Genomic DNA, 24,873 nt, shown 5'->3' with positions numbered 1-24,873 from the left:
GAATGGCATTTTAATTGTAGTCTGCATATCATAAAAGAGGTAATTAAATGTGATACTTTAGAGTTTTTTTGAATGGGGGATAAGTATGGGGCTAGAGAGATGGAAGACAGTAGAGTTACCTATAGTGCATGACTCTCGAGGTAATTTGACATTTATAGAAAGTAACAGACATGTTCCATTCGATATAAAAAGAGTTTATTACCTATATGATATTCCCGGAGGGGCGCAACGAGGCGGACATGCGCATAAGACTCTGCAGCAGATGCTGATAGCCATGTCAGGCAGTTTTGACGTAATATTAGACGACGGTTTTGTCAGGCAAACGCTAAGTCTGAATCGTGGCTACTGTGGAATTTATCTAGAGAAGCTCATATGGCGTGAGTTGGTAAATTTCTCATCAGGGGCTGTCTGTATGGTGTTAGCTTCTGACTTTTATGATGAATCAGATTACTATCGGGAGTATGATGAGTTTATCAAGGCAGTTAGAGGTACACCTGAGGCACTAGGGAATAAAGCACTACATGAGTGATATCAATTCGGTTGTAACTTGCATATTATAATTAAGATAAATTAGTATGTAAGATCTTATAATTCTGCGAATGGCATAAGTAAGTTTATCGGTGTATGGCTTTTTCTGAAGGGGGATAAGGTGTTCAGGCGATGAGTTTTTATCAAGAGTCGAAGGCACAGCTATTGGGAGGTGGGGGATATCATGCATGTTCCATTTTTAGACTTAAGGGATACCTATTATGAAATTAAGTCAGAAGTTGATGCTGCCTATCAAAGAGTTATGGAGTCCGGATGGTACATTCTTGGCGAAGAACTTAGTGCATTTGAAGAAGAATTTGCACGATATTGTGGTGTAAAGCATTGTATAGGAGTTGGAAACGGTTTGGAGGCGTTGCATCTCGTATTACGGGCCTGGGATATTGGCATGGGCGATGAAGTAATCGTTCCCGCCAACACCTATATTGCTACATGGCTTGCCGTAACCTACTCTGGTGCTCATCCTGTTCCTGTCGAACCAGATATCAATACGTATAATCTAGACCCGGAAAAAATTGCAGCAGCAGTAACTGAGAATACCAAGGCTATTATTGCCGTTCACCTTTATGGGCAACCGGCTGATATGGATGCGATTATTAAAGTTGCTAAGCAGTATAATCTAAAGATACTGGAAGATGCGGCGCAAGCCCAGGGAGCAAAATATAGAGGTAGACTAACCGGCAGCTTGGGAGACGCAGCCGGTTTTAGTTTCTATCCTGGGAAAAACTTGGGTGCCTATGGCGATGGTGGTGCCGTAACCACCAATGATGATAATTTGGCGGAAAAGGTACGGTATCTTAGGAATTATGGTTCCAGGATTAAGTATAGTAACGATTATCTGGGGTTTAACTCTCGTTTAGATGAGCTGCAGGCAGCATTTTTAAGGGTAAAACTAAAGCACCTGGATGAATGGAATAGACGGAGACGGAGTTTGGCTGAAGTATATTTATTAAAGCTGAAAAACCAACATGTGGATTTGCCATTTGTCCCAGAGTGGGCAGAGCCTGTTTGGCACCTATTTGTTGTTAGAAATAGAAGTAGGGATTCTCTACAGTGGACGCTGAAAAAGAAAGGTATTGAAACTTTAATTCATTATCCAATACCGCCTCATTTGTCAGGCGCTTATCGTATTCTAGGTTTCAAAGAGGGGGATTTTCCTCTAACAGAGCAACTAGCAAAACAGGTCTTAAGTCTGCCAATGGGACCTCATCAGAAGATTAGTATAGTTAGTTTTGTGATAAAGGCTATCAGTAGCCGGTAAATAACTAATCAGTGTTGCTGAGTACTATACGGCAGGTACCTATTAAATTTAGTCCAGGGAGAAGTTTTATGATATCAGTTACTATTAGAAATCTCTATGAATGGTTAAAAGAAAAAAAACAAATAATTTACGAAAATTGCCAGGAGCCTATCCTAATTGAAGAACCCAAGTTAATAAACTCAGATAAGCAATGTGGCTCGACAATAACCCGTCCACCCGATAGTTACATTGGCCTCTTACACAGTGTTTACGTTGTTGGAGGAACTCGAATTATTATCAATAGCGATAAAGAACTTCTTTATGATGAACTGGCCCTTTTTCAGCACAGCGATTATGGAGTGAAGCCGCATTCAATATTACAATTAACAGCAAAAGATAAAGCTAATATAAAAGCATGGACAGTTACAAGCATAATTAAGGAAGGTATATTAATTAATTGTGACCACGATGCAAACTACTTTCATTGGTTAGTAGAATGTCTTCCCAAATTAGTGTTTTTAGATACCTTTGAAGAATTTAGAGATATTCCATTATTAGTCAGAGAAGATTTGCATCCCAACTTGCTTCAGGCCCTAGAACGTATCAACAAAACACATCCGATTATTCATGTTAAGTATGGGCATCTTTATCTAGTTGAGAAGCTCATTTATGTATCAGATTTATCTCGTATTCTGGATCGGTATCATGGGACATGGAATCTCGAAACTGACAGTGTTATTGGGCCTTATTGGTTAAAGAAGCTTGTTGAAAAGTTGACGTTAGGCTATCATACTGCTACTCCGTGGCGCAAACTTTATTTGTATCGGGGAAACAGGTATCGTTGCTTATTAAACGAAAGCGAGGTTGAACTTGAACTATTAAAAAGGGGCTTTGAGATTATTGATTTACAGGCACGAACGTTTGAATTTCAGTTGATTCTATTTAGTCAAGCTGAAACTGTTATAGCCCCTTCGGCCGCAACTTTGACAAATATACTGTTGTGTCAAAAAAACACTAGGATTGTCGCACTAACACATGACTACGAAGGAATAGGTTTTCATATTTGGCCACAGCTTGCCGCCGTATCCGAGGTGTTTGTGGAGCAATTTATCGGACGGCGTGTGCATAAGCAAGAATGGGTACATGATGACTATACTATTCCACTGGACCGGTTTTTCGCATACCTCGATAGTGTAATGCATAGTGGAGGAAGGTGCTGATATGCGTTGCTATGATACCTTCTTACCTGACGTAAAAATTTTCGAGCCGAAGGTCTTTGAAGATAGCCGGGGATTTTTCATGGAGATCTGGAATGCCTCCCGTTGTCGTGGTGGTTTTGTATTAGGTCTATCGACTGAGAGTATCTTTTATGCTTGCAAGCGCTGCTGTCTTATTCGTGAGACCTTGTGTCAGAAGAGTTTTTGTGTATCATATAATGGACAATGATAATGAAGAGTAGTAGAGTAGGCTTACTAACGGCTAGGGAGTGTTGAGTATGATTAAAAAGGGTATTATCTTGGCTGGCGGCTCTGGTACAAGGTTGTATCCGTTAACCAAAGTAATCAGCAAGCAGCTTATGCCTATTTATGACAAGCCGATGGCCTATTATCCACTTACTACGCTAATGCTGGCAGGGATATCTGATATACTGGTGATTTCAACCCCGCAAGACTTATCGTTATATCAGCAACTTCTCCAAGATGGAGCACAATGGGGATTAAATATCTGTTATGCGGTTCAACCGCGTCCTGAGGGAATTGCTCAAGCGTTTATCATTGGACAGCATTTTATTGGGCATCAAGACTGTGCTTTAGTATTAGGGGATAATATTTTCTATGGTGATGGTTTAGCGGCCAAACTTCAACAGGCTGCCCAAAAAACTACAGGAGCAACTGTGTTTGGGTATTTGGTTAATAATCCGGAGCAGTATGGTGTCGTTGAGTTTGATGAAACCGGAGCGGCTGTCAGTCTTGAAGAAAAGCCCCAAAAGCCTAAATCAAATTATGCGGTAACAGGCTTGTATTTTTATGATCACCAGGTAGTCGATATGGCGAAAAATCTCAAGCCCAGCGCCAGAGGTGAACTTGAAATTACCGACATAAACAGGCTTTACCTTAATCAAGGTCAGCTTACAGTTGAACGTTTGGGGCGGGGGTATGCATGGCTGGATACAGGAACGCCCGGATCACTTCTCCAGGCAGCGAATTTTATTGAAACAATTGAGCAAAGACAAGGGTTAAAAATTGCATGTCCGGAAGAGGTTGCTTTCCGGATGGGCTATATTTCTGTTCAACAATTAACTAACATTGCTGAATCCTACAAAAATAACGGTTATGGCCAGTATTTGCTACAACTTGCACAGGGGGGAGGCAATTCGTGAGGGGGTATCATACAATCTTACTTGATATAGAAAATATTGAACCGGAAGCTTTTGAAGGTAACCGGAGTTTTCATGGAAACGTAGTTAAGGCCACCTGGGAGATTACATACTAGGTGGCCTTAACTTTACGTTTGTCCTTTTACGTTGTATATAGAAAAAGTTTAGTACGCAAGCACTGCGTTCATCGCTATTTCATAATCTATAGAGAATGAACTAATTATTTCAACGTATTGCGGAGGTATTATTTTTATGATTGCCGGTGGCAGTAAAAATATAAAAACTGATGAAATAGGCATTGTCATACAAGGACCAACAGCGTATGTTGATCCGGTAGTTCAGTGTTATTCCAGGGCAAATCATGTCTTATGGTCTACCTGGGAAGATGAGCCGGAAGCAAACTTTAGAGTAATTAAAGATTCTGGGATGAAGTTAAATCTTACCCCAAAACCTGCTTTCACTGGATATTGGAATATTAACCTGCAGTGCCTCTCGACCTATACCGGGATTTTAGAGTTGGCCAAGGACCCCAGGCTAAAATACTTTGTAAAAATCAGGTCAGATATTGTTGTAGATAATATTGAAAATTTTATTGAGGAAGTAAAGATAGCCCTAGCCGAAACCCCGATCGCCTTTCTTGGCTATATCGAAGATGAAGGCGGCTATTTACTTGATTACATTGTTGCTGGATCATTGTCTGCCATGCTTACTTTCTGGACTCCGGAGATTAAGAGTGACAGTGGTTTTCCGGCTCCGGAGATATGGTTGCAGAATCGCGCTTTTCCATTACTGCGGGAAGGTAACGCTATAGATGCATTCAGAAACTATTTCCCCTACATCAAACTTAAAGGGTATACACTTTACTTTTATAAAAAGAATAGATCAATCAATGAAATAGCAGCATCAGATGGTCGATATAAGGTGAAAGAATAGGGATGAAAATGAACATTATCAGTCATAGGGGGGTTTGGACGGCAATAGCAGAAAAAAATACCCGGGATGCTTTTATACGGTCATTTCAGTCGGGATTTGGCACAGAGACAGATATTAGAGACTTTGATGGACAAATAGTAATTTCTCATGATATACCGCATGGCAGCGAATTGAATCTGGAAAGTTTTTTTAGGTTGTATCAGACTTTTGGCAAAGGGTTGCCGTTAGCCCTGAATATCAAATCAGATGGGTTGCAGGTGGAATTGGCTAAATACCTGAGACAAAATGGCATTGCCAATTATTTTGTATTTGATATGTCTATTCCTGATACGATTGGTTACTTGAAAAACAATCTGCACTATTTTATCCGGCAAAGTGAATTTGAGGTAGTTGCCGATTGTCACTCACTGCTTTATGCAAATGCGGCAGGCGTTTGGCTGGATGAACTGTATGAAAGCTGGATAAATCCAGATATTCTATTAAGCCACTTGGCAAATGGCAAAAGGGTTTGTATTGTTTCGCCGGAAATTCACGGACGGGATTATCTTGACAAATGGCGTCAATACAAAAAGGCTACTAAAAACTGGGCAGCCGACAAGTTGATGCTTTGTACTGATCTGCCTGAACTGGCAAGAAAATTTTTTTCTGAAAATCTTTATCCGATAGCTAACCGCCGCTAATACTCCCGCTTCTTTAAGCGGGAGATAAGCGGCGCTAAGCTCCTGGATAAGGGTGACTAACCTTCAGATGGGGTTAAAACCCCACCTGAAGCTAAGTCTACTTTATCGGAAGCTATAGGGAAAAGAGGCGATAGGGTGATTAAAGCGATCATATTTGACATGGATGGCGTGTTGATTGACGCCAGGGAATGGCATTATATTGCGTTAAATAGAGCTCTCCAGCTTTTTGGCTTTGAAATAAGCAGATATGAGCATTTAGTGACATTTGATGGCCTGCCTACTAGGGTAAAACTAGAAATGCTTAGCATTGAAAAAAAATTACCCAGAAAGCTACATTCCTTTATAAATTTAATAAAACAACAATATACGATGGAATTGATTCATACTTATTGCAAACCCGTATTTTATCACCAATACGCTTTGGCAAAGCTTAAATTACAGGGATATCATTTGGCTGTTTGCTCTAACTCCATTTTGGCTACTGTGCAAACTATGCTTAATAAAGCGAAGCTAGAGGAGTATTTTGACTTTTATTTGTCAAATGAGGACGTCAGTAACCCCAAACCCAGTCCGGAGATTTATCTCAAGGCGATAGAACGATTGACTTTATTGCCGGAGGAGTGCCTAATTGTCGAGGATAATGAAAACGGTATAAAGGCGGCACTGGACAGTGGGGCACACGTAATGAAAGTTGGTAATGTTGAAGAAGTGACCTACTGCAATATTATAAGGCGAATTAAGGAGGTTAAGGAACAAGGTGTTTAACATTTTGGTGCCACTAGGCGGAACATCTGCTTTTTTTAATTCGCCTGAATATATTTTTCCGAAGCCATTAGTCGAAATTCAGGGTAAACCTATGATTGAAATGGTAATCAATAAACTTGACTTAATTAGTGACGAGAAAAAATATGTATTTGTTGTCAAATCATCAGATTGCCATAAGTATCACTTGCATAATGTCTTGCAACTCATAACAAATAAGCAATGCGAAATTGTAAAATTGGAAAATGAAACCCAGGGAGCGGCTTGCAGTGCATTACTGGCAATCGATTACATCGATTCTGATGATGAATTACTGATCGTCAATGGTGATCAAGTCATTGATTATAATTTAAATATTGTGATTGCCAGTTTTAGACAAAAAAATGTAGATGCCGGTGTCATCTGTTTTGAAGCCGTTCACCCTCGGTGGTCATATGTCAGACTGGATGATCAAAAATGCATTGTGGAGGCAGCTGAAAAGGACCCCATCAGTAAAAATGCGATTGCTGGCTTTTATTACTTTAAACAAGGAGCTCTGTTTGTGAAGGCGGCGATGAGCAGCATTGAAAAAAATGCCAGTGTTAACGGAATGTATTTTATTGCCCCGGTATTGAATGAACTGATCTTAGAGAACAAAGTATTAAAACCGTATTATATAGATAAGCGAAAGTATCATTCTTTTTATTCGCCACAAAAAATAAAAGAATATGAAATGAAATTATATGACAGTGGCTTATCCGATGAGTAACCTATTTTTCGATCGATGGAGGATTCAAAATGAAAATTTTCAAAGGGTATGAGGCTTATAATAACCTGTTAAAAGGTATTGAAAATCGCACATTTCGTTATCCTGCCAAGAACGAGACGGGTTATTACCAAGGGATGCTGTTGCCGAAACTAACCCCCAAATTCCGTCTTAAACCCAATGAAAAGATTTTTACCATTGGCTCATGCTTTGCAAGAGAGATTGAGGCTAGGCTTATTCAACTGGGCTTCGATGTACCTGTAGGTAAGTTCAAAGTCGGACAATCAGAAATTGCCTATGCAGCACCGCATTTGCTTAATGAATACAACGCGGGGACGCTTCTTCAAAGAATAGAAAGTATCTTTGGCAAGTTTGTTTATAATGACAGCATGGGGATTGAGGAGCGTAAACAGGGTTTCGTTGATTTATTTCTGCATATACACAACAAGCCGGTTACGTTAGCACGCCTCCTTGAGAGAAGGCGGCAGATAGACCTAGTGTACCAAGAGCTTCTTGACTGTGATACTATTATTATCACTCTTGGTTTGATAGAGACTTGGTATGATAGTAAGCATTGTTGCTATTTGAATAAAGCACCGGGTAAAACAGCGGTCAACCTGGAACCAGACCGGTATTATTTTCACAGAATGGATGTCGATGATGTTTTTGGCAGGCTTAAAGACGCTATCTGTTTAATTAACGCGCATTCGATGAAAAAAATAATACTTACAGTTAGTCCCATTCCTATTGAAGCTACTTTTTCAAATACTAATGCTATCATAGCAAACTCATTTTCTAAAGCGGTGCTTAGAGTTGTAGCTCAGCTTTTGAGTGAATCCTTTGATAACGTGGATTATTTCCCAAGCTACGAAATTGCCATTTCCGGTGGGATGATTTATTTTGGCGAAGACAATGTTCATGTTACAGGTGAAATGGTTGAACAGATTGTCAAACATATGCTGTCCAACTACTTCCCAACTGAAGATTCAGTTGATGCTCAGGCAGTGATTCATGAGGGGTACATTGATTTTGAAGTTTATGAACGCTTAAAAATATAGCCTCCACCATCCCAATTGTTTAAAGGAGCTGACAAATATGAATATTGTCATACCTATGGCCGGTGCCGGCAGCCGGTTTGTGAAAGCGGGATATAAAAGTCCCAAGCCCTTTATCGATGTTGCCGGTCAACCAATGGTAGCGCGTGTTGTTAACAACTTGCGCTACCATCAGGCAAGATATTTATTAATTGCCAGGAAAGAGCATCTTGAGTCCGAAGCACAAACAGTTGCCCTCATAGAAAAAGAATATGATGTAAAATTTATTGCCATTGATAAGCAAACCGAAGGTACAGCCTGCACGGTGCTGTATGCTAAGGCGCATATTGATAACGATGAACCATTGTTAATCGCCAATGCCGATCAACTCGTCGACTTAGATATTAGTCTTTTTATTAATGATTGTCTTGGCAGAGGATTGGATGGTTCGATCCTGACATTCATAGATAAAGAAAAAAGTCCCAAATGGTCTTTTGCCAAGACAGATCACTTTGGTCTGGTGCAAGAGGTAAAGGAAAAAGAACCGATTTCGGATATTGCAACAGTTGGAATTTACCTGTATTCAAGGGGGAAGGACTTCGTCAATTACGCTATCCAAATGATTATTGAAAATGACCGGATAAATAATGAATTTTACACTTGTCCCACTTATAACTATGCGATAAAGGACAACAAAAGAATCGGTATCTATATGATTGACTTTGAACAAATGCATGGGCTGGGAACGCCGGAAGATCTAGCCGCCTATCTGGGGAGAATGGCATGATATCCTGTATTGTGCCGTTAGCAGGGCCGGATTTTAATACCGAAAAGCATGGGATAAAACCCTTAGTTCCTATTGATGGGGAGCCATTAATAAAAAAGGTATTAAAATCGCGTACCTGGTACAATTCTTTACTAGGAGAAGAAGCAATAACGTTTGTTCTCCGGGACACCGAAGGTACAGAAAAGGTAATCTCATACCTTCAGGAGGAATTTTCCGGCTGCCATTTTGTAAAGCTTTCGGGGTTAAGTAAGGGAGCCTTATTATCCGCGTTGGCAGGGGCAGCGCTGCTAAACAACTATGATCAACCTGTTGTCGTTGATTTAGTGGATATTATTTTTCAGAGTGAGTTGAATCCTGTCGAAATATTTGCGAACAATCCGTTTATTGGCGGAATTATTCCTTATTTTAAATCGAACAATCCGCAATATAGTTATTTAGAGATGTCCGGGCAATGGGTGAAACAAACTGCCGAGAAAAAGGTAATTTCCAACGCGGTATCTGCCGGGGTTTACTTTTTTAGAGACTTACCATTATTTTTAGAGGCCGCGGCTGATAGCATACGATTTGATAAATTATATAGTTATAACAATACTATGTTCCTGTGTCCGGCCATGAATGGAATTATTCGCCGTAATAAACTAGTCAAGGCGGTTCCCGTACAGGATGTCGTTGAACTTAGTTTGCTTTTTCATACTTAATAAGTCGTGTTTCTGTTCTTTATACAACGTACCAAAGATATAGGAATTTCTTTTGCAAATTTAAAGTACACAACAAGTGCAAGTTAAGTGCACCAATGTTGTGTACTTTTTTTGTTTGCGATTTTCCGGTATTTAAGTATTCTTTAGTACGCTCGCCTATTTTCAATATAAATCTTGAATTAGTTGCCTTGAAGTTTATTATCCTGCTTATCTTCCGGCATTTGCCAGAAGTAGGCATCCGGATCGATTATACTGTTGCGATATTGGGCGTAAAAGTGCGGCTGGTTACCATGAATTCTAGCCAGTTCTTTTAAGCCATAGGCGGCGTATTGGGTGTACAATCCTAAGTAGTTTTTTTGGAATTCCTCGGATAAATTCGGCAATAAAAATCTTTGTCCGATTGTTTTATGATAAACGCATGAGCGTAACCAGCGTTTTGGTCTCCATTTTTTCGATGTACCCAAATAATAACTATAACCTAATAACAAGCTATCATCCTCATAGCCTTGTTTTCCAGTTAAAAATCCAACATCATAGGCTGGTATATTTTTCAGGATACTGACTTTATGAATAACAGGATGGACAAATCCTTCTACAATGCCATCTTTAGTGGATTTCTGCAGTAAAGCCATCACTTCTTCTACTGTATCAGGGAAGCTGCTGATTGTTTCCGCATTATCACTAAACGCATAACAGTTATTTTCTGCTGTCAATATACGTGGGGAAATTAAAGGTTCTTCGCTGCTCTCCAGATAATCAATTAAAGGCATGTGCCAGTTTTGCGAAAAAATCATATCCACATGGATTTCTGCAATATAGTTTGCAGCACTATATTGTTGATATATATATTGCAGTGACCGGTATCTGGCCATCGTTATGCCGACATTTATTCCATCTCCAATTATGTCGTAGTCAAGAGCAAAGCGCTGCAGATATGCTGTTAGCTCCTGATTGGTTAGACCGCCTTGGTTATAGATGACTAATTTCAGGTTTTGACTGTAGGCTAGACTTTTTAAACAATCATGGGCCATTTTCATGTCAGATTCATATAAGGATTCATTCTTATTGATAAAAAAGGGAAGCATACATACACAATTCATGCGTTGTTTCACTCCTCTCCATTAGAAAAGCAGCAACCAGATCAGTATTCTTTGATCGAAAACCTATTGATTTTGGCGCTTATTTTTTAACCAATAAACGAAAACAAGTTAAGCCGCCATTGATGTTAGAGTATAACGCATTATTGGGGAGTGTTAAATCCAGATGGCCGACAAATGTAAATCCTGCCTGTTTTACACAGTCAGCTAAAAAACGTAATTTCATCGCCGGATTATCGATGGTTATGATTAACAAGCCTGTCTTTGTCAGCGTACGGTAGAATTCAGCAAGAATTTCCTGGATTTCCTTGTTAGCTAAATCATTTAAGGCAGATAGGCAATATATTTTATCAAACATATCGTTTTTGTAAGGTAATGATTTTAATGAACATACGGTAAAGTTGATGTTGTCAATGCGGGTTTTGGCTTTCTCAATATCCTCTGCTGAAAAGTAATTGAGCAGCATTTGTAATTGTTCTTCTTTATCTAATATTCTTCTATCTAAATCGCAGGCATATACTTCTTTGCAGGTAGCGCTTAAAAAGTATTTAAATGGATGGATTACGCCGCAACCGGCATCTAAGCAGATATCATTCTTTTGAGCAAAGCATGCTGCCCAATGATACTCATAAAAGCGGCTCCACCAACCATCCGGTATTTTTAATAAACATGTTTTACTTTGTTCGTCTGTTTCTAAGATATACCGCGAATTGTAAATATCAAAAGTCTCGTCAGGCTGTTTTGCTTTTGCCTGTTGCCACAAATATGCCTGACGATCCATAACGCTGTTACGATATTGAGCATAAAAAAACGGATGATTGTCATGAATTCTGCTTAGTTCTTTTAACCCGTAGGCGCCATATTGAGTAAATAATCCCTGGAAGTTTCTTTGCCATTCCTCACGTATATTGGGGAGTTGGGAGCGCTGCCCCACGACTTTATGAAAAACACAGGAATGTAGACAGCATTTGGGTTTCCACCGTTTGGCTGTACCCAAATAATAACTATAGCCTAATAATAGGCTATCATCTTCAAAATTTTGTTTTCCTGTTAAGAAGCCGACATCATAAACTGGTATATTTTTCAAGATACTGACTTTATGAATAACAGGATGAACAAAGCCTTCTATAATACCATCTTTAGCCGAATTCTGCAGTAAAGCCATCACTTCTTCTACTGTATCAGGTAAACTGCTGACAGATTCCGCATTATCAAAAAATTCATAAGTATTATTTTTGAGGGATAATATGCGTGGGGAGATTAAGGGTTCTTCGCTGCTTTCCAAACAGTCAATTAAGGGTTTATGCCAGTTTGGCGAAAAAATCATGTCCACATGGATTTCCGCAATATAGTTTACCGCACAATACTTTTGATAGATATATTGCAGCGACCGGTATCTGGCCATTGTAATGCCGACATTAATTTCATCACCTATTATGTCATAGTCAAGATCAAAGTTCTGCAGATATTCGTTTAGCTCCTGATTCGTCAGGCTACCCTGATTATAGATGACTAATTTCAGATCTTGACTGTAAGCTAGACTTTTTAAACAATCATGGGCCATTTTCATCTCAGATTCAAATAAGGCTTCATTTTTATTGATAAAAAAAGGAAGCATACAAACACAATTCATGCACATTCTCACCCTTCTGGAAGAAGATTATATTGTTGTCCGACCTTGAGTACAGATACTTAAGGTTGTGTTCTGATTCGCGTTTAACGAACAAAAAGCTACGCGGGCATAGCGAGTAATGGTATCAGGTGCCAAGGCTACAGTTTTTGAGGGGGCGAGTATGTTGAGAGCGGACTGCTCCAGCCAGTAAAGACCATCGGCGCTGACCTGCAGGCGAACTAAAGCGGGATTGGTACCGAAATTGCTAATGGTATAGGAGTAATTGTAAAGTAGTATATCAAGCGGTATGGTATAAGACCAGTCGCCGGCTGTGCGTACGATGTCAGATACATTAATCGTTTCTGGTTTATAAATACAGGGAACTACGTCGGGTGAATTATAGTTAATTTCTATAAATGGCCAGCAGTAAGAATCATAATAATTTCCACTAAATAATGAGACTGAACTATCAGAAGAAACCGGTTCCGACATCCTAAGTAAGAGCCCCAGATTGGCGGCTTCATTATTTTGCCATTTTTTCACTAACGCAGTGATACCAAACGATAGTTGTTCGGTAGTGTTAGAGATTGCTGCTGTGGCAATGGGATTACGGGTTGTGAGGGGAGGATGACGCAAGGATGCAGAGAATGACTTCCAGCGGGAAATGATGGGGTAAGCTTCGATTGCGTTGGGGCATTGTGAATTATTATAAGCGATAAAGAAATTTGCTGTAGCGGATCTAATATCCAGATCATAAGGAAGTGAACTCAAATCCCATACGGCAATTGATTCATAGTATGAATTTAAATGTCTCCCTACTAATAAGTAGCTATGCTTCATGGTTTTTGCAACTGTGCGGTGGCGGGTGATATAGGCGTCAATAAGAGGGGGCTTAATATACGTGCTAGGCATAAAAATTCACCTACATTTCACATAAAAAGTAACAAATAACATTTGGCTATAAATACGTTTCCCCCATCAGTAAGATGGGGGAAACGTATTGAACATAAAGCAGCATTTATTCCTATAACATACTACTCAACCGCATTGCCTTGTAAGAAGATATTGAGTGTTACGGCACTTGCGGTACCGCCTTCCGCATAGTAGTATACACGGGCATATTTGAGGAAGATAGAGTTGATAAGGACGCCTGTGCCGTTGTAGGCAAGTGATATTGTTGCGCCGTCCTGTATCCAGTTGGTTGCATCCGGACTAACCTGAAGGTATGCTTGCGCATTATTGCCAGTTGCGGAGTTATTCACGATACCGTACGTCCATTGCCCAAGACTCAGTACCTGGGCTTGTGCACCAGGACCGCCGCCACCGATGTTGGTGATAGGGCCAAAAACGACATCGGTTGTAGAGAGCGCAACGGAAACCGGGATTGTAACAGTTGGGCAGATAGGCAAAGCAGAGGCGGCAGTTATTGGAACATCGGAAGTCGTGCAGATAGGCAAGGCCGAAGCAGCGCTGACCGGAGTAGTGGCAGTAGTACAAATCGGCAGAACGGTAGTCGTGCAGATAGGCAGTGCCGAAGCAGCACTGACCGGAGTAGTGGCGGTAGTGCAAATCGGCAGAACGGTAGTCGTACAGATAGGCAGTGCCGAAGCAGCACTGACCGGAGTAGTGGCGGTAGTACAAATAGGCAGAACGGAAGTCGTGCAGATAGGCAGAGCTGAAGCAGCGCTAACCGGAGTAGTGACAGTAGTACAAATAGGCAAAGCAGTTGTGGTGGTTATTGGAACATCGGAAGTCGTGCAGATAGGCAGTGCCGAAGCAGCACTGACCGGAGTAGTGGCGGTAGTACAAATAGGCAGAACGGAAGTCGTGCAGATAGGCAAAGCCGAAGCAGCGCTAACCGGAGTAGTGGTAGTAGTACAAATCGGCAGTGTAGTGCTAGCGCTAACGTCCAAACTTCCGTTTGTGGTTTTTAATGCCGAACTAGTATCATTACCATAGATTTGCACCTTCATTTGTTGGGCTTGATCTTGAAAGACCTTAAAGTTAGGCATTTTTTTATTCCCCCTTACGTCGAAATGCGAATATTATGCGAGGTGATGACGATATTTAACATAACATCAATGATGTTACCTCATGGTATAGTCTATGACCCTTGATAAATAGAGGTTAATGGTCTAAACATAAAAATTAAATTATTTTATATGTATATATTCCGCTTTTGCCAACACACCACCCGCCTGCAAATCTTTAGTATATTGTATGTAGTTTAGTATAGGCCTGGAAGTCACCACCGTGACCGGCGAAACATATATTAATTACGTATTCAGGGGGTGAGGAAATGCCGACAATTAGTTTATGTATGATTGTTCGTGATGAAGAAAAGTGCATTGCCAAGTGTTTAGCCAGCGTCCAGGGGGTAGCTAATGAAATTATTGTTGTTGATACCGGGTCAAAAGATGAGACGAAAAAGGTTGCCGCCGGTTTTGGCGCCAAGATAATTGATTTTATTTGGACCGGCAGTTTTGCCGATGCCCGCAATGCTTCATTGGAAGCTGCCAACGGGGATTGGGTGCTGTTCCTTGATGCCGACGAATATCTTGAGCTTCCTTCACATGAGGCATTACGTAAAGCTACGGCTCAGGTTGACGTAGAGGGCTATTATATACCTATTGTTAATATCTATGGAAATGATCAAAAGCCTGAGCAGTGCCGGGACATCTTATTTCGCCTGTTCCGAAACCGGAGTGAATACAGATTCCGTGGCATTATTCATGAGCAAGTGTTAAATTCAATCCTGGAAAAAGATCAAAATGCCAATATTGTTATTGCCCATGATGTTGCCATCTATCATTATGGATATCTAGATAGCCAGATTCAGGAAAAAGATAAGATCAACCGCAATCTTGCTATTTTAGAACAACAGATAAAAGAATATCCTGAAGACAACTATGTGATCTATCAATACGGATTGGAACTTTACCGGGCTGAACGCTATGGAGAATCTATTGAAATGCTGAAGAAAGCACTGGCAGGCCTGAAGCCGGAGGGGCCTGCAAGTATGTATTATCCAAAACTTATCCGACTGCTTGTCATGGCTCATTACCAGGAGCGCAGGAATGAAGAGGCTATCGAATATGTGAAATATGGTTTATCCTTATATCCGGATTACGCTGATTTATACCATTATGGCGGGCTTTGCTACTATGAACTTAATACTTATGGCACAAGCTTCGACTATTTTATGAAAGCCACGGCTCAAGGGGAACAGGCCTATATATATGGTGCCTATCCCGGCATGCGAGGTTATAAAAGCTATTATTACCTGGGCAAAATTTGTGAACAGTTTGGCAATGAGGAAGAAGCACTCAGATACTACTTGGCAGGCTTGCAGGATAACCCTTCTTTTCACAGCGCTTTAGAGCAGATTATACGAATTCTGGTAAAAGGTGAGGAAACTGATGATGTGAGAATTGCCCTTGCCAATATGTGTGATTGTTGCACGGCGGAAGCTAAATTCATTGTGGGGCGCATGTTGTTCATGGAGTGTGCCTATCAATTGGCTGGGGAATACCTTGAGGCGGCAGTTGCTGCCGGTTTAAATACAGCTGAAGCCAAGATTTATCTGGCTGTTTGTCTGGGACAGCAGGACCGGGTTATTGAGGCATTAAGGCTGCTTGATGAATATGTGAATGACAGCGAACAGTATGTAAGAGTAATGGTTAACAAAGCTATCATCTTTTGGCTTCAGGATAATGCGTTCAAAGTGCGAAGTATTACCGATAGTCTGATACTCTTAGGCTTGGATGAGGACTTTATGGCAATTGTTAAGTTGCTGCGGGCGAGGCCGAATGAGGAGCTGGGTTTGGTAACCTTAAGGACGGACTCTTCGGAATTACTTTTCGATATACTGGTGAGGGCCCTGGATCATAGGGATTTTAGAAAAGCAGATGAGATTTTAGTCAGAATGCAGCAAGCGTGGATAAAGACGCATGCCTTAAGGCTTATGCAGATATATTTGAGATATGACCGGCTTAACGAGGCCGAGCGGTATGGGCACATTTGTTTAGCTGATAGTCAGGTTAGTTTTGATGCTCTGGTGTGTATGGGGGATATAAAAAGTAAAAAAGCAGAGTACTGGGAGGCAACTGAATATTACCGAACGGCGATAAATTCTGCCCCTTATAATCCCAGGGCATATGTCAACTTATTGAAGATGTATGATAAACTCTGTCTGGTAACTTTAAAAATGGCTGTAGAAAAGCATCCCGATGTAGAGCTATTTAAAACTATGCTTGAACAGGAGAAAGCAAAACTATGACCGGGCTGCTCAGTATTGCGATGATTGTAAAAGATGAGGAAGCTGTGCTGAGAGCCTGCTTAGATAGTGTTGAGGAGATAGCTGATGAGATTGTTATTGTGGATACCGGATCGGCTGATAAAACTGTAGAGATAGCAAAAAATTACACAGATAAAGTATATAGCTATTTATGGCAGGACGATTTTAGCGCTGCACGTAATTTTGCCATCGATCAGTGCTGTTGTGAGTGGATTCTGTTTTTAGATGCAGATGAACGCTTAGCGGCCGCGCGTGAATCATTGAGAGAACTAATTACAAATACAACCAAAGAAGCCTTTATGTTGCCAATGAAGAATTATACCGGTCCCGTCTGCAGTGCATATAATGTCATTGGTGTGTTAAGATTGTTCCGCAACCTGCCGCACTATCGCTATATTGGTAAAATACATGAACAAGTTGGTATTGCAAATCACGAGGTTGTCGGCTATAGTGACTTCCCGGTTATCAGTCACAGCTATAGCGGGCCTTGTCAGCGGCAGGATAAACGCAGGCGAAATATAAAAATTCTTTCAGAACAGTTAAAATGTGAGCCGGAAAATGAAGCATTTATAAAATACTATCTAGGCTGTGAATGGCTGGGACTGGGACAGTATCAGCAAGCTTATGCCTGTTTTCAGTTTGCTTATGAACAGTTTGACAACAGCCACGTATTTTTTAGGTCAAGTACTGTCCGGAGTCTGATTGCCTGCTTAAGGTTTATGGGGAATTTTAGAGAAGCTTTGGCAATTTGTATGAAAGAAACAGCGGTATATCCGGAATATACCGATTTGTTTTTTGATGGCGGGGTCGTGTTGGAGCAACTAGAAGAATACGAGATAGCGGCTAGATGGTTTAAGGAGGCTGCCCAGACGGGGACACCGCCGATGATATATCAGCATACTCATGGTACGGAAAATTTTTTATCTCAGTATCATCTGGGGCATTGTTGCCAAATTCTTGGGAAGTGCGAGGAGGCCGCCCAGTGGTACGAAAAGGCACTTACAGCAAATAAAAATTTTATTTATCCGTTATATGGTCTTTTTATGGTGTTGGTGACGAAGAAAAGTTGCGAAGAATTAATAAATTATTTCACTGAACGTGGTTATGTGACGGGTGACGAAGGCCTGCAGGCGTTGGGGGAACTTCTGTTTGCCAGCGGCCGGCCTGATTTGGCGGTAAAAGTATGCAGTCAGCCGGAAAAAAACGTTATGCCCTCAAGTCAGTTGATTAAGTATTACCTTTACAGTGGTAATTTTGAACAGGCTTTAGCTATGATCGAGGAACTTCAGACAATGCCAGGCATGAATGACACTGCAACAATGCAGGCGGAAATCCTTTGCTCTCTGTTTCTCACCGATTTAGATGCTGCTAAGGAAAAATGTCTCAATATGTGGCAGGCTGAATCTTTGCGGGCTGAAGCGATAGCTCTTTTGGCTCTTACTAGAAGACTTGGCGGCCACAGGCTGGTTGTCAGTGAGCAATATCAGCCTGTTTTAATAGAAAGTTTACTTAAGATAATTGCCGACTGCGCGCGTTCCTATGGTGGAAATTCAAGCGTATTTATTAAGATTGCCAAATGCTGTGAAGAAATCTTAAGCGACTTTGAACAAGGCAGCAAAGCTTTGCTTGCCTATTGGCAGAGTGAAATAAAAGGCGTAGAGATGCTGCTTGATCTAAGATATAAATGTGTGCGAGGTTTATATGTATGGAAAAAGGCTGGTCGCTGACAGTTTGTCTTATTGTCAAAAATGAGGAGCATTGCTTAGGGGATTGTCTTGACAGTATAAAAGATTGGGCGGATCAGATCGTGGTTGTCGATACAGGCTCAACAGATAACACACTGGAAGTCGCCAGACAATATCATGTACAAATTGAGTATTTCACATGGGAGAATGACTTTGCCAAAGCGCGGAACTATAGCCTGCAATTTGCTGTGGGTGACTGGATTTTGATATTGGACGCGGACGAACGAATTGAGGGAAGCCTGGCAACCCTGCCGGATCTAGTGACTAAAGATTATGAAGGCTACTATGTTACGATAAAAAGTCCTCTAGGAGCAGGGGCGGTTGAGGCCGAAGATCATGTTGTGAGGTTATTTCGTAATGGCAGGGGATATAAATTTAACGGGGCAATCCATGAGCAGATTGCCGGCAGTATAAAAGAGGGCAAGGGTCAGGCGGCAATTGGCTTTTCAGGTATTATTGTCAGGCACAGGGGATATGAGCCTGAAGAAATTTTACGCAAACAAAAGACGGTAAGGAATAGTCAGATAATTCAGAGCCGGCTAGCCGAATGCCAGGATGATACCTTTATGCTATACAGCCTTGGTACTGAACTTATACAACAGGAACAGTACGGAGAAGCATGCGATTTGCTAAAGAAAGCGCTGCAACATATGACCGGAAAAGAAGGGTATTTTAGGGAGGTTATTGTGCTGGCACTGATGGCTAGTTTAAAAAGTGCCTATGCAGATAATGAAGACTTGTTTGCTAAAGCCTTGGCAATGATGCCCACGGATAATGATCTGTTATTTTTGGCAGGATTGCGACAGGCTTTAATGGGAAATTGCACCTTTGCAGCGGAGATGCTGGTTAAAGGAGGCATTAATACCGTACTAGCGCCACCGCAATTGCTTTTTGCGATTGCTGGAGAACTCTTTTATATACAAAAAAACTGGCAGGAGGCATATCGTTATTTTAAGTTGTCACTAAAGGCAGCTCCCTCATTATACAGCGCGGTGCGGATGATTGAAGTTATCAGCCAGGGGGAGACAAAGTCTTTTACGGAGTTGGCTGATGCAATAGGAGGAGACTTCGTCCGGCTGGTTCAGGAAGCTATCCGGCAAGACGATTATTATGCCGCGGCTATTTTTTGCCTTGCTGTTATCGATAAGGATAGTAGCAAGAATATTAGTCAGTGGAAAAGTTTATATCAGTCCGCAATAAAACAAGCGGGCAATATACCCGCTGTCATTAAAGACTATCTGGGCATTTTGTGTCAGCAAATCGAGATATGCAATGTTGTTTTAGGCGGGGACAAAAATTGCCGGATCGCACAAAATTATCGGGCAAAGGCGGTAAATAGAAGTCTTAGAATATGGCTAACGATGTGGCCGGAGCATGTCTTGTCAAAAAGTATCTGGGAGTGTTGCTTGTGATTAAAGTAGTCATTGGCAGTCCGGTAAAGCAGAAAGCGGCTATTTTGGAACAGTTTCTGCAATCGATGGATAATCTGGATTGCGAAGGGTTATCGATAGAGTATATATTGGTTGATGATAACGAAATAGCAAGCAGCCTGTTGTGTGATTTTGCCGCTAAACATGCCAATACCGTGATCGTTAAAGGGGAAAACCCTATAGAATACCGGTGTGATGAAAAAACACATTGTTGGCAGGAAGCTCTTATATGGAAGGTTGCTGCCTATAAAGACAGGATCATCGAGTATGCTTTGCAGACAGAAGCAGATTATTTATTCTTAGTTGATTCAGATCTATATTTGCATCCACAGACAGTTAAACAACTAATCGGTTTAAAAAAAGATATTGTATCTGAGGTATATTGGACTAGCTGGTTAATGGATAAGAGTCCTTTGCCGCAGGTATGGGTAGGTGACCAATACCGGTTGTTTCCTATAGAGCGGGGGGAGCAATATAGTGAGGCTGAACAAGCAAAAAAAAGTCAAGAATTCATCAATATGCTGAAAATTCCCGGTGTCTATAAAGTTGGCGGCCTGGGAGCCTGTACGCTGATCAGCCGCCATGCACTTGAAAAAGGTGTAAGTTTTAGAGAAATATATAATCTTGGTTTAATTGGGGAAGACCGGCATTTTTGTATACGGGCGGCAGCGTTGGGACTGGAGCTTTTTGCCGATACCCGGTATCCGCCGTTTCACATCTATAGGGAATCGGAACTGGCAGCCCTGGCAGAGTATAAATCTCGATTAACGCGAAACACAGAGCATCCTAAATTGACGGTGGGCTTACTGGTGAGAAACGAAAGCGGCCGCTATTTAGAAAGGGTGCTGCAGCATATTACAGAGTATGCAGATGAAGTGGTGATTTTGGATGATGGCAGTACAGACGATACTGTCGCTATCTGCCGTGAGCAATTAGTCAATATAGCCCATCGTATTGTGGAAAACGGAGCAAGTAAATTTGGTAATGAAGTGGAACTGCGTAAAATGTTATGGGAACTGGCTGTGAGCACGCAACCGGATTGGATCATGATTTTGGATGCGGATGAACGATTTGAACAAAAGGCGGCAGAGCCTATTAGAGAATTAATTAAAGATGACACGTTTGATGTGGTTTATTTCCGGTTATATGACATGTGGAGCGAAAGCAGCTACCGGGAAGACGGTTATTGGCTTGCTCATAAGGTATACCGGCCGTTTTTGGTAAGGTATTGTTCGAATTTTGTATATGAATGGCTGGAACAGCCGCTCCACTGTGGCAGATTTCCCATGAATATTGTTAAGCTTCCCGGAAAGCAAAGTGAATTACGGGTACAGCATTTTGGCTGGGCCCGGCCGGAGGACAGAGTCGCTAAATATTTCAGATATAAAGAACTGGACCCCATAGCGAAATATGGAGTCCAGGAACAATATCTTTCTATTCTTGCTCCTAAGCCTAATGTAATACAGTGGCGGGATGAAGAGTAAAAATTATTAGTTACAAAAGGTTAAGTTCTTTGGCAATCTGCTTGGTTATTTCTCTGGCTTTGCCGCCATTTGCTCCGTCCAATGAACTAACTGTGGTTTCATAATCTTTCTTCAACTGCTGCTTAGTCTCTTTCTTCCCTCCGTCTAATGGCTCAATATTGGTTGCTACGATATAGCGATGACCTTGGTTTTCTATGCACCCGACAAACCAGCCCAGCGTCCATTTGCCGTTCTCTAAACCTGAACCGGTTTTGCCCATAAGTTTAATGCCATTATTGTCCGAAAGAGTGATATTCTTTTCTACGATTGCTTGCGTAGTTGCTGAGAACGGCAATTGATTGGCATACAGTTTATTGAGCAGGTTTACTTGTTCGAGAGCTGAGATTTTTAACGAGGAGCGCAGCCAAAAGGTCGTTAATCCTCCGGATATATCTTTGTTGCCGTAATCAATTTTATTTAGATATTTTTGCATGCGCTCCTGACCGATGCGCGAGGCGAGTTCCTGAAAATACCAGACAACCGACTCTTTAGTGGCGGAAGCCAGTGTGTGGTCATGATTCCAGTAGGGAAAATCGTATTTTTTTCCATTCCATTTAATTAGGGTAAATACATCTTCCTGGTCCAGTACGCCTGTTTCCAGTCCAATAAGGGAATTATAAATCTTAAAGGTAGAACAGGGGGAGAGCCTTTTTTGGCTTTGCGCTTCGTTGTAGATTACATAGTGGTCTGCTGCCGGGTCATACATGACAAAGGTACCGGTAAAACCTGTGAAGTATTTTCCTAAATCGTCCCTTACGGTAACTTCAGACGCACTTGCACCGCTTATAGTAAAATTGAGTGCCAGCACACACACTATAAGCATAAGTATCCTTTTCATTTGATTTCCTCCTTTATAGTGCTGTTTCATTAATCAAGCATACTCTCATACGCTATTGAAAAAAATTGCTATATCCTTATAATTTCATTACAAAATCCAAAAGCTGCCTATATTCATTTTTTGATGTAAGCAGCTTTTGGGGTCAAACAGAATTTTTGTTGATATAATAACCAGCGGCTAGTGCATTGGTCAAAGCGCTAGCCGGTTTTTTTGCATTATCAGAGAGCAATAATCCCTCTCTGATAATAAGAAAGAACGATTAAGGCTTGTGTCAGAGTCCTGAAAGACACAAGCCCAGTCTTTTCTTAAAATTCGAATATACAACCCTGGCCTCGGCGTGTTTTTATTAAATGACGATAGGTGCCTAGCTTTCGGCGGAGACGGTAAAGCAACAGGTTTATTTCGTCTGAACCGACACTGGGGATACCATTGTCCAGGAAGATACGTTCAGGCCAAACCACTGTTTGTATATCCGCATAGCTAACGAGTTGATTGCGGTTTTGGTATAATAAATCCAGCAAATACCATTCTTTTACCGACAAAGGGATTTCTATATTGTTGATATAGAGCGCTTTTTGCAGCGTGTCAATCACTACCGGGCAGGCTGGACGAGCTTGTTTCATAGTCTGTGGTGATTGTGTATCATCAAAGTCAAGTGTTTTTTCCAATTCCGGTGAGACAGCAAAGCGGATGGACACAATACTTGCGGCCAGGACGATGCGATCGCCGTGCTGTAAGGTATACCAATAATGCGGTTCTAATAATTTCTCATTTAGTAAGGTACCATGTTTGCTGCCTAATTCGGAAATGGACCATATTCCGTCCAAGTTGGCAATGCGGCAGTGTTTGCGGGATATGAGCAAGCTGCTGAATGATATATTAGGGTTAAACGACATGGTTGCCCGGCCAATGATCATTTCAGGCTGTGATAACGAAAAACACATTCCTTTTTCGTAGGGGGCGCCTCGTTCCACAACTAACCGGCCCAAAGTGGGTTTGCCTTGCACCAGCATAAAATCACCTTCGATAATTGCGATAATACTTTTACTGTATACCAAACAAAACAGGAATGCAAACCTTATTTGCCTGCGCTTTTATAATTGCTGTTGATTAGCAGTTAACCGTGTAAGGTTTGGCCGGATTTAAGAATTTGCCCACCGCTTTGGGGAGGATTACACTCTGCGCGGGAGAATACACCTATAGAAACGATCAATGTATAAAAGGTGGCAGTATGAGAAAAATTACGGTAATCGGGGTTCCCATGTGGCTGGGGCAAACCTGTTTTGGTACACAGCTAGGGCCTGGCGCCATTCGGGCAACCGGGCTTAACGAATACTTGCAGTCGACTTATTTTGATGTTGTGGATGCCGGAGATTTACCGTTTATTACACAGCTATCTACAGAGACTCCGGTGGCTGACGGAACTATCCGGAATTTCGAGGCTGTGTTGCAGGGAACAATTTGTTTGCATGAAAAAATCTCGGCAATTGTGGCTAACGGCCGTTTTCCGCTTATTCTTGGCGGTGATCACAGTATTGCTATCGGTTCCATCGCGGGTATTGCCAGGCACTATCATAACCTGGGGGTTATTTGGTATGATGCTCACGCCGACAGCAATACGCCGGAAACTTCACCCAGCGGAAATATTCAGGGGATGCCGCTGGCAGCCAGTCTTGGCTTTGGACATCCCCGCCTGACAGGCATTGGCGGTTACCGGAAGAAAGTAAAAGCTGAAAATATTGTGCTGCTTGGTGTTCGTGATCTGGATCCGGGGGAAAGGCTGTTTATCAGGGACCAGGGAATAAAAATATTTTCCCCAGAGGACATCTATCACAAGGGAATAGGCTCGATAATTGAAGAGACGATTGCCTATTTGACCAAGCGATGTGACGGAATCCACTTAAGTTTTGACTTGGACGTCATTGATCCCTGCGAAGCCTGCGGGGTTGGGACGCCGGTAGCTGACGGCGTTGCTATGAAGAATAACCTTGAGGCAATGAGCCTGTTGGCGCAGCATAACATCATAACATCGGCAGAGTTTGTTGAATTGAATCCTTTGTTGGATAAGGATGGCCAAACGGCTGCAGCCGCAAGTGCACTTATCCGGACGTTGCTTAAAAATTAATTCTAAGTCCGAAAATCAAAGGGGTGTTATTATGGTTAAAAGCAGAGGGATCGAGCTAACTCAGGAACAGCGAAAAGCAGCAGTAGAACAAATAAAAAGCTATTTCCTGACTGAAAAGGAGGAAATGGTTTCCGATTTGGCAGCCATGCTGTTATTAGATTTCTTTTTGGAAAATATAGGCCCTTATATTTATAATCAGGCAATTAAAGATGCTCATTATTTTATTACGCAAAAGTTGGAAGACATCTATGCACTGGAAAAACCTGTCCGACAAATAACTGATCCATCATCATAATGTATAGAAATTCAATAAGGATTTTCTCCTGACAGGGTGTTATTGGAAGTTCTATATTTATTGCAGACTTAAAAATCAGATTGATTTTTGTATACACAGATGCTATAAT

25 protein-coding genes are annotated in these 24,873 nt (G+C 41.4%); 19 read left to right on the top strand and 6 right to left on the bottom strand.

The window, feature by feature from the left end; all coding sequences use genetic code 11:
• Positions 1 to 85: 85 nt before the first annotated feature.
• From BLR65_RS23750 to BLR65_RS23695, 12 genes are all read left to right on the top strand, one after another.
• The gene (locus BLR65_RS23750; RefSeq protein WP_093796642.1) at positions 86 to 529 is read left to right on the top strand and encodes a sugar 3,4-ketoisomerase; all 444 of its coding nucleotides are present in this window, start codon (positions 86 to 88) and stop codon (positions 527 to 529) included.
• A gap of 183 nt (positions 530 to 712) precedes the next feature.
• Positions 713 to 1,807 carry a DegT/DnrJ/EryC1/StrS family aminotransferase gene (locus BLR65_RS23745; protein WP_093796641.1) on the top strand — a complete coding sequence of 365 codons (1,095 nt, stop codon included), beginning with the start codon at positions 713 to 715 and terminating at the stop codon, positions 1,805 to 1,807.
• Between the two features lie 68 nt (positions 1,808 to 1,875).
• A complete protein-coding gene (locus BLR65_RS23740) occupies positions 1,876 to 3,006 on the top strand; it encodes a glycosyltransferase family 61 protein (protein WP_093796640.1) in 1,131 nt (376 codons plus the stop codon).
• A 1-nt stretch (position 3,007) separates the two neighbouring features.
• The gene (locus BLR65_RS31510; RefSeq protein ID WP_093796639.1) at positions 3,008 to 3,232 is read left to right on the top strand and encodes a dTDP-4-dehydrorhamnose 3,5-epimerase family protein; all 225 of its coding nucleotides are present in this window, start codon (positions 3,008 to 3,010) and stop codon (positions 3,230 to 3,232) included.
• 49 nt (positions 3,233 to 3,281) lie between these two features.
• Entirely contained in the window at positions 3,282 to 4,166 is an 885-nt protein-coding gene (gene rfbA, locus BLR65_RS23730; RefSeq protein WP_093796638.1) for a glucose-1-phosphate thymidylyltransferase RfbA, read from the top strand.
• 249 nt (positions 4,167 to 4,415) lie between these two features.
• Complete coding sequence (locus tag BLR65_RS23725) at positions 4,416 to 5,096, top strand: hypothetical protein (protein WP_093796637.1); 681 nt, start codon at positions 4,416 to 4,418, stop codon at positions 5,094 to 5,096.
• A gap of 2 nt (positions 5,097 to 5,098) precedes the next feature.
• The gene (locus BLR65_RS23720; RefSeq protein ID WP_211285258.1) at positions 5,099 to 5,776 is read left to right on the top strand and encodes a PI-PLC domain-containing protein; all 678 of its coding nucleotides are present in this window, start codon (positions 5,099 to 5,101) and stop codon (positions 5,774 to 5,776) included.
• Positions 5,777 to 5,911: 135 nt separating this feature from the next.
• The gene (locus BLR65_RS23715; protein WP_093796636.1) at positions 5,912 to 6,541 is read left to right on the top strand and encodes an HAD family hydrolase; all 630 of its coding nucleotides are present in this window, start codon (positions 5,912 to 5,914) and stop codon (positions 6,539 to 6,541) included.
• Positions 6,534 to 7,286, top strand: coding sequence for a glycosyltransferase family 2 protein (locus BLR65_RS23710; RefSeq protein ID WP_093796635.1), 753 nt, complete (start codon positions 6,534 to 6,536; stop codon positions 7,284 to 7,286). Before BLR65_RS23715 ends, BLR65_RS23710 begins: the two co-directional genes overlap by 8 nt.
• A gap of 29 nt (positions 7,287 to 7,315) precedes the next feature.
• A complete protein-coding gene (locus tag BLR65_RS23705) occupies positions 7,316 to 8,341 on the top strand; it encodes a GSCFA domain-containing protein (RefSeq protein WP_093796634.1) in 1,026 nt (341 codons plus the stop codon).
• Between the two features lie 37 nt (positions 8,342 to 8,378).
• A complete protein-coding gene (locus BLR65_RS23700) occupies positions 8,379 to 9,104 on the top strand; it encodes a glycosyltransferase family 2 protein (RefSeq protein WP_093796633.1) in 726 nt (241 codons plus the stop codon).
• Entirely contained in the window at positions 9,101 to 9,802 is a 702-nt protein-coding gene (locus tag BLR65_RS23695; RefSeq protein WP_093796632.1) for a glycosyltransferase family protein, read from the top strand. Before BLR65_RS23700 ends, BLR65_RS23695 begins: the two co-directional genes overlap by 4 nt.
• Positions 9,803 to 9,981: 179 nt before the next feature.
• On the opposite strand, the gene BLR65_RS23690 is transcribed toward BLR65_RS23695, so the two are convergent.
• The 4 genes from BLR65_RS23690 to BLR65_RS30080 form a co-directional block, all read right to left on the bottom strand.
• Positions 9,982 to 10,914: a hypothetical protein gene (locus tag BLR65_RS23690; protein WP_143122647.1), complete on the bottom strand. Its 933-nt coding sequence runs from the start codon at positions 10,912 to 10,914 to the stop codon at positions 9,982 to 9,984.
• Between the two features lie 67 nt (positions 10,915 to 10,981).
• On the bottom strand, positions 10,982 to 12,532 hold the full coding sequence (locus BLR65_RS23685; RefSeq protein ID WP_093796630.1) for a class I SAM-dependent methyltransferase: 1,551 nt from the start codon (positions 12,530 to 12,532) through the stop codon (positions 10,982 to 10,984).
• A 27-nt stretch (positions 12,533 to 12,559) separates the two neighbouring features.
• Positions 12,560 to 13,423 carry a DUF6385 domain-containing protein gene (locus tag BLR65_RS23680; RefSeq protein ID WP_093796629.1) on the bottom strand — a complete coding sequence of 288 codons (864 nt, stop codon included), beginning with the start codon at positions 13,421 to 13,423 and terminating at the stop codon, positions 12,560 to 12,562.
• 122 nt (positions 13,424 to 13,545) lie between these two features.
• Entirely contained in the window at positions 13,546 to 13,968 is a 423-nt protein-coding gene (locus BLR65_RS30080) for a DUF6385 domain-containing protein (protein WP_176772797.1), read from the bottom strand.
• On the opposite strand from BLR65_RS30080, the gene BLR65_RS23670 reads away from it, so the two are divergent.
• The 5 genes from BLR65_RS23670 (at position 13,955) to BLR65_RS23650 (ending at position 21,467) form a co-directional block, all read left to right on the top strand.
• Positions 13,955 to 14,470, top strand: a complete 516-nt coding sequence (locus BLR65_RS23670) for a hypothetical protein (RefSeq protein WP_176772796.1) — start codon at positions 13,955 to 13,957, stop codon at positions 14,468 to 14,470. The genes BLR65_RS30080 and BLR65_RS23670 overlap by 14 nt on opposite strands.
• Before the next feature lie 340 nt (positions 14,471 to 14,810).
• Positions 14,811 to 16,790, top strand: a complete 1,980-nt coding sequence (locus BLR65_RS23665) for a glycosyltransferase family 2 protein (RefSeq protein ID WP_093796626.1) — start codon at positions 14,811 to 14,813, stop codon at positions 16,788 to 16,790.
• A complete protein-coding gene (locus BLR65_RS23660) occupies positions 16,787 to 18,535 on the top strand; it encodes a glycosyltransferase (RefSeq protein ID WP_093796625.1) in 1,749 nt (582 codons plus the stop codon). Before BLR65_RS23665 ends, BLR65_RS23660 begins: the two co-directional genes overlap by 4 nt.
• Entirely contained in the window at positions 18,514 to 19,965 is a 1,452-nt protein-coding gene (locus tag BLR65_RS23655; protein ID WP_169717034.1) for a glycosyltransferase family 2 protein, read from the top strand. The genes BLR65_RS23660 and BLR65_RS23655 overlap by 22 nt, the downstream gene beginning before the upstream one ends.
• Positions 19,905 to 21,467, top strand: a complete 1,563-nt coding sequence (locus BLR65_RS23650; RefSeq protein WP_093796623.1) for a glycosyltransferase — start codon at positions 19,905 to 19,907, stop codon at positions 21,465 to 21,467. Before BLR65_RS23655 ends, BLR65_RS23650 begins: the two co-directional genes overlap by 61 nt.
• Positions 21,468 to 21,477: 10 nt before the next feature.
• Here the strand turns inward: BLR65_RS23650 and BLR65_RS23645 are convergent, their stop codons facing one another.
• Entirely contained in the window at positions 21,478 to 22,344 is an 867-nt protein-coding gene (locus BLR65_RS23645; protein WP_093796622.1) for a penicillin-binding transpeptidase domain-containing protein, read from the bottom strand.
• A 305-nt stretch (positions 22,345 to 22,649) separates the two neighbouring features.
• Complete coding sequence (locus BLR65_RS23640; protein ID WP_143122645.1) at positions 22,650 to 23,402, bottom strand: FHA domain-containing protein; 753 nt, start codon at positions 23,400 to 23,402, stop codon at positions 22,650 to 22,652.
• A gap of 173 nt (positions 23,403 to 23,575) precedes the next feature.
• Here BLR65_RS23640 and rocF point away from each other — a divergent pair, with 173 nt between their 5' ends.
• Both rocF and BLR65_RS23630 read left to right on the top strand, forming a co-directional pair.
• Positions 23,576 to 24,469 carry an arginase gene (gene rocF / locus BLR65_RS23635; protein WP_093796620.1) on the top strand — a complete coding sequence of 298 codons (894 nt, stop codon included), beginning with the start codon at positions 23,576 to 23,578 and terminating at the stop codon, positions 24,467 to 24,469.
• 31 nt (positions 24,470 to 24,500) lie between these two features.
• On the top strand, positions 24,501 to 24,764 hold the full coding sequence (locus BLR65_RS23630; protein ID WP_093795528.1) for a DUF2164 domain-containing protein: 264 nt from the start codon (positions 24,501 to 24,503) through the stop codon (positions 24,762 to 24,764).
• Positions 24,765 to 24,873 lie beyond the last annotated feature (109 nt).

The organism is Sporomusa acidovorans (genome assembly GCF_900101845.1).
GTDB lineage: Bacteria > Bacillota > Negativicutes > Sporomusales > Sporomusaceae > Sporomusa > Sporomusa acidovorans.
Note: the sequence above shows the minus strand (reverse complement) of the source record. Positions and strands in the feature narration are given on the sequence as shown.

Coding starts and splice junctions, on each gene's coding strand:
- BLR65_RS23680 (WP_093796629.1), bottom strand. CDS start 13,423: ATGCCTAGCACGTATATTAAGCCCCCTCTTATTGACGCCTATATCACC.
- BLR65_RS23645 (WP_093796622.1), bottom strand. CDS start 22,344: ATGAAAAGGATACTTATGCTTATAGTGTGTGTGCTGGCACTCAATTTT.
- BLR65_RS23750 (WP_093796642.1), top strand. CDS start 86: ATGGGGCTAGAGAGATGGAAGACAGTAGAGTTACCTATAGTGCATGAC.
- rocF (WP_093796620.1), top strand. CDS start 23,576: ATGAGAAAAATTACGGTAATCGGGGTTCCCATGTGGCTGGGGCAAACC.
- BLR65_RS23725 (WP_093796637.1), top strand. CDS start 4,416: ATGATTGCCGGTGGCAGTAAAAATATAAAAACTGATGAAATAGGCATT.
- BLR65_RS23665 (WP_093796626.1), top strand. CDS start 14,811: ATGCCGACAATTAGTTTATGTATGATTGTTCGTGATGAAGAAAAGTGC.
- BLR65_RS23685 (WP_093796630.1), bottom strand. CDS start 12,532: ATGAATTGTGTTTGTATGCTTCCTTTTTTTATCAATAAAAATGAAGCC.
- BLR65_RS23720 (WP_211285258.1), top strand. CDS start 5,099: ATGAAAATGAACATTATCAGTCATAGGGGGGTTTGGACGGCAATAGCA.
- BLR65_RS23695 (WP_093796632.1), top strand. CDS start 9,101: ATGATATCCTGTATTGTGCCGTTAGCAGGGCCGGATTTTAATACCGAA.
- BLR65_RS23660 (WP_093796625.1), top strand. CDS start 16,787: ATGACCGGGCTGCTCAGTATTGCGATGATTGTAAAAGATGAGGAAGCT.
- BLR65_RS23700 (WP_093796633.1), top strand. CDS start 8,379: ATGAATATTGTCATACCTATGGCCGGTGCCGGCAGCCGGTTTGTGAAA.
- BLR65_RS23630 (WP_093795528.1), top strand. CDS start 24,501: ATGGTTAAAAGCAGAGGGATCGAGCTAACTCAGGAACAGCGAAAAGCA.
- BLR65_RS23655 (WP_169717034.1), top strand. CDS start 18,514: ATGGAAAAAGGCTGGTCGCTGACAGTTTGTCTTATTGTCAAAAATGAG.
- BLR65_RS23705 (WP_093796634.1), top strand. CDS start 7,316: ATGAAAATTTTCAAAGGGTATGAGGCTTATAATAACCTGTTAAAAGGT.
- BLR65_RS23650 (WP_093796623.1), top strand. CDS start 19,905: ATGGCTAACGATGTGGCCGGAGCATGTCTTGTCAAAAAGTATCTGGGA.
- BLR65_RS31510 (WP_093796639.1), top strand. CDS start 3,008: ATGCGTTGCTATGATACCTTCTTACCTGACGTAAAAATTTTCGAGCCG.
- BLR65_RS23740 (WP_093796640.1), top strand. CDS start 1,876: ATGATATCAGTTACTATTAGAAATCTCTATGAATGGTTAAAAGAAAAA.
- BLR65_RS23745 (WP_093796641.1), top strand. CDS start 713: ATGCATGTTCCATTTTTAGACTTAAGGGATACCTATTATGAAATTAAG.
- rfbA (WP_093796638.1), top strand. CDS start 3,282: ATGATTAAAAAGGGTATTATCTTGGCTGGCGGCTCTGGTACAAGGTTG.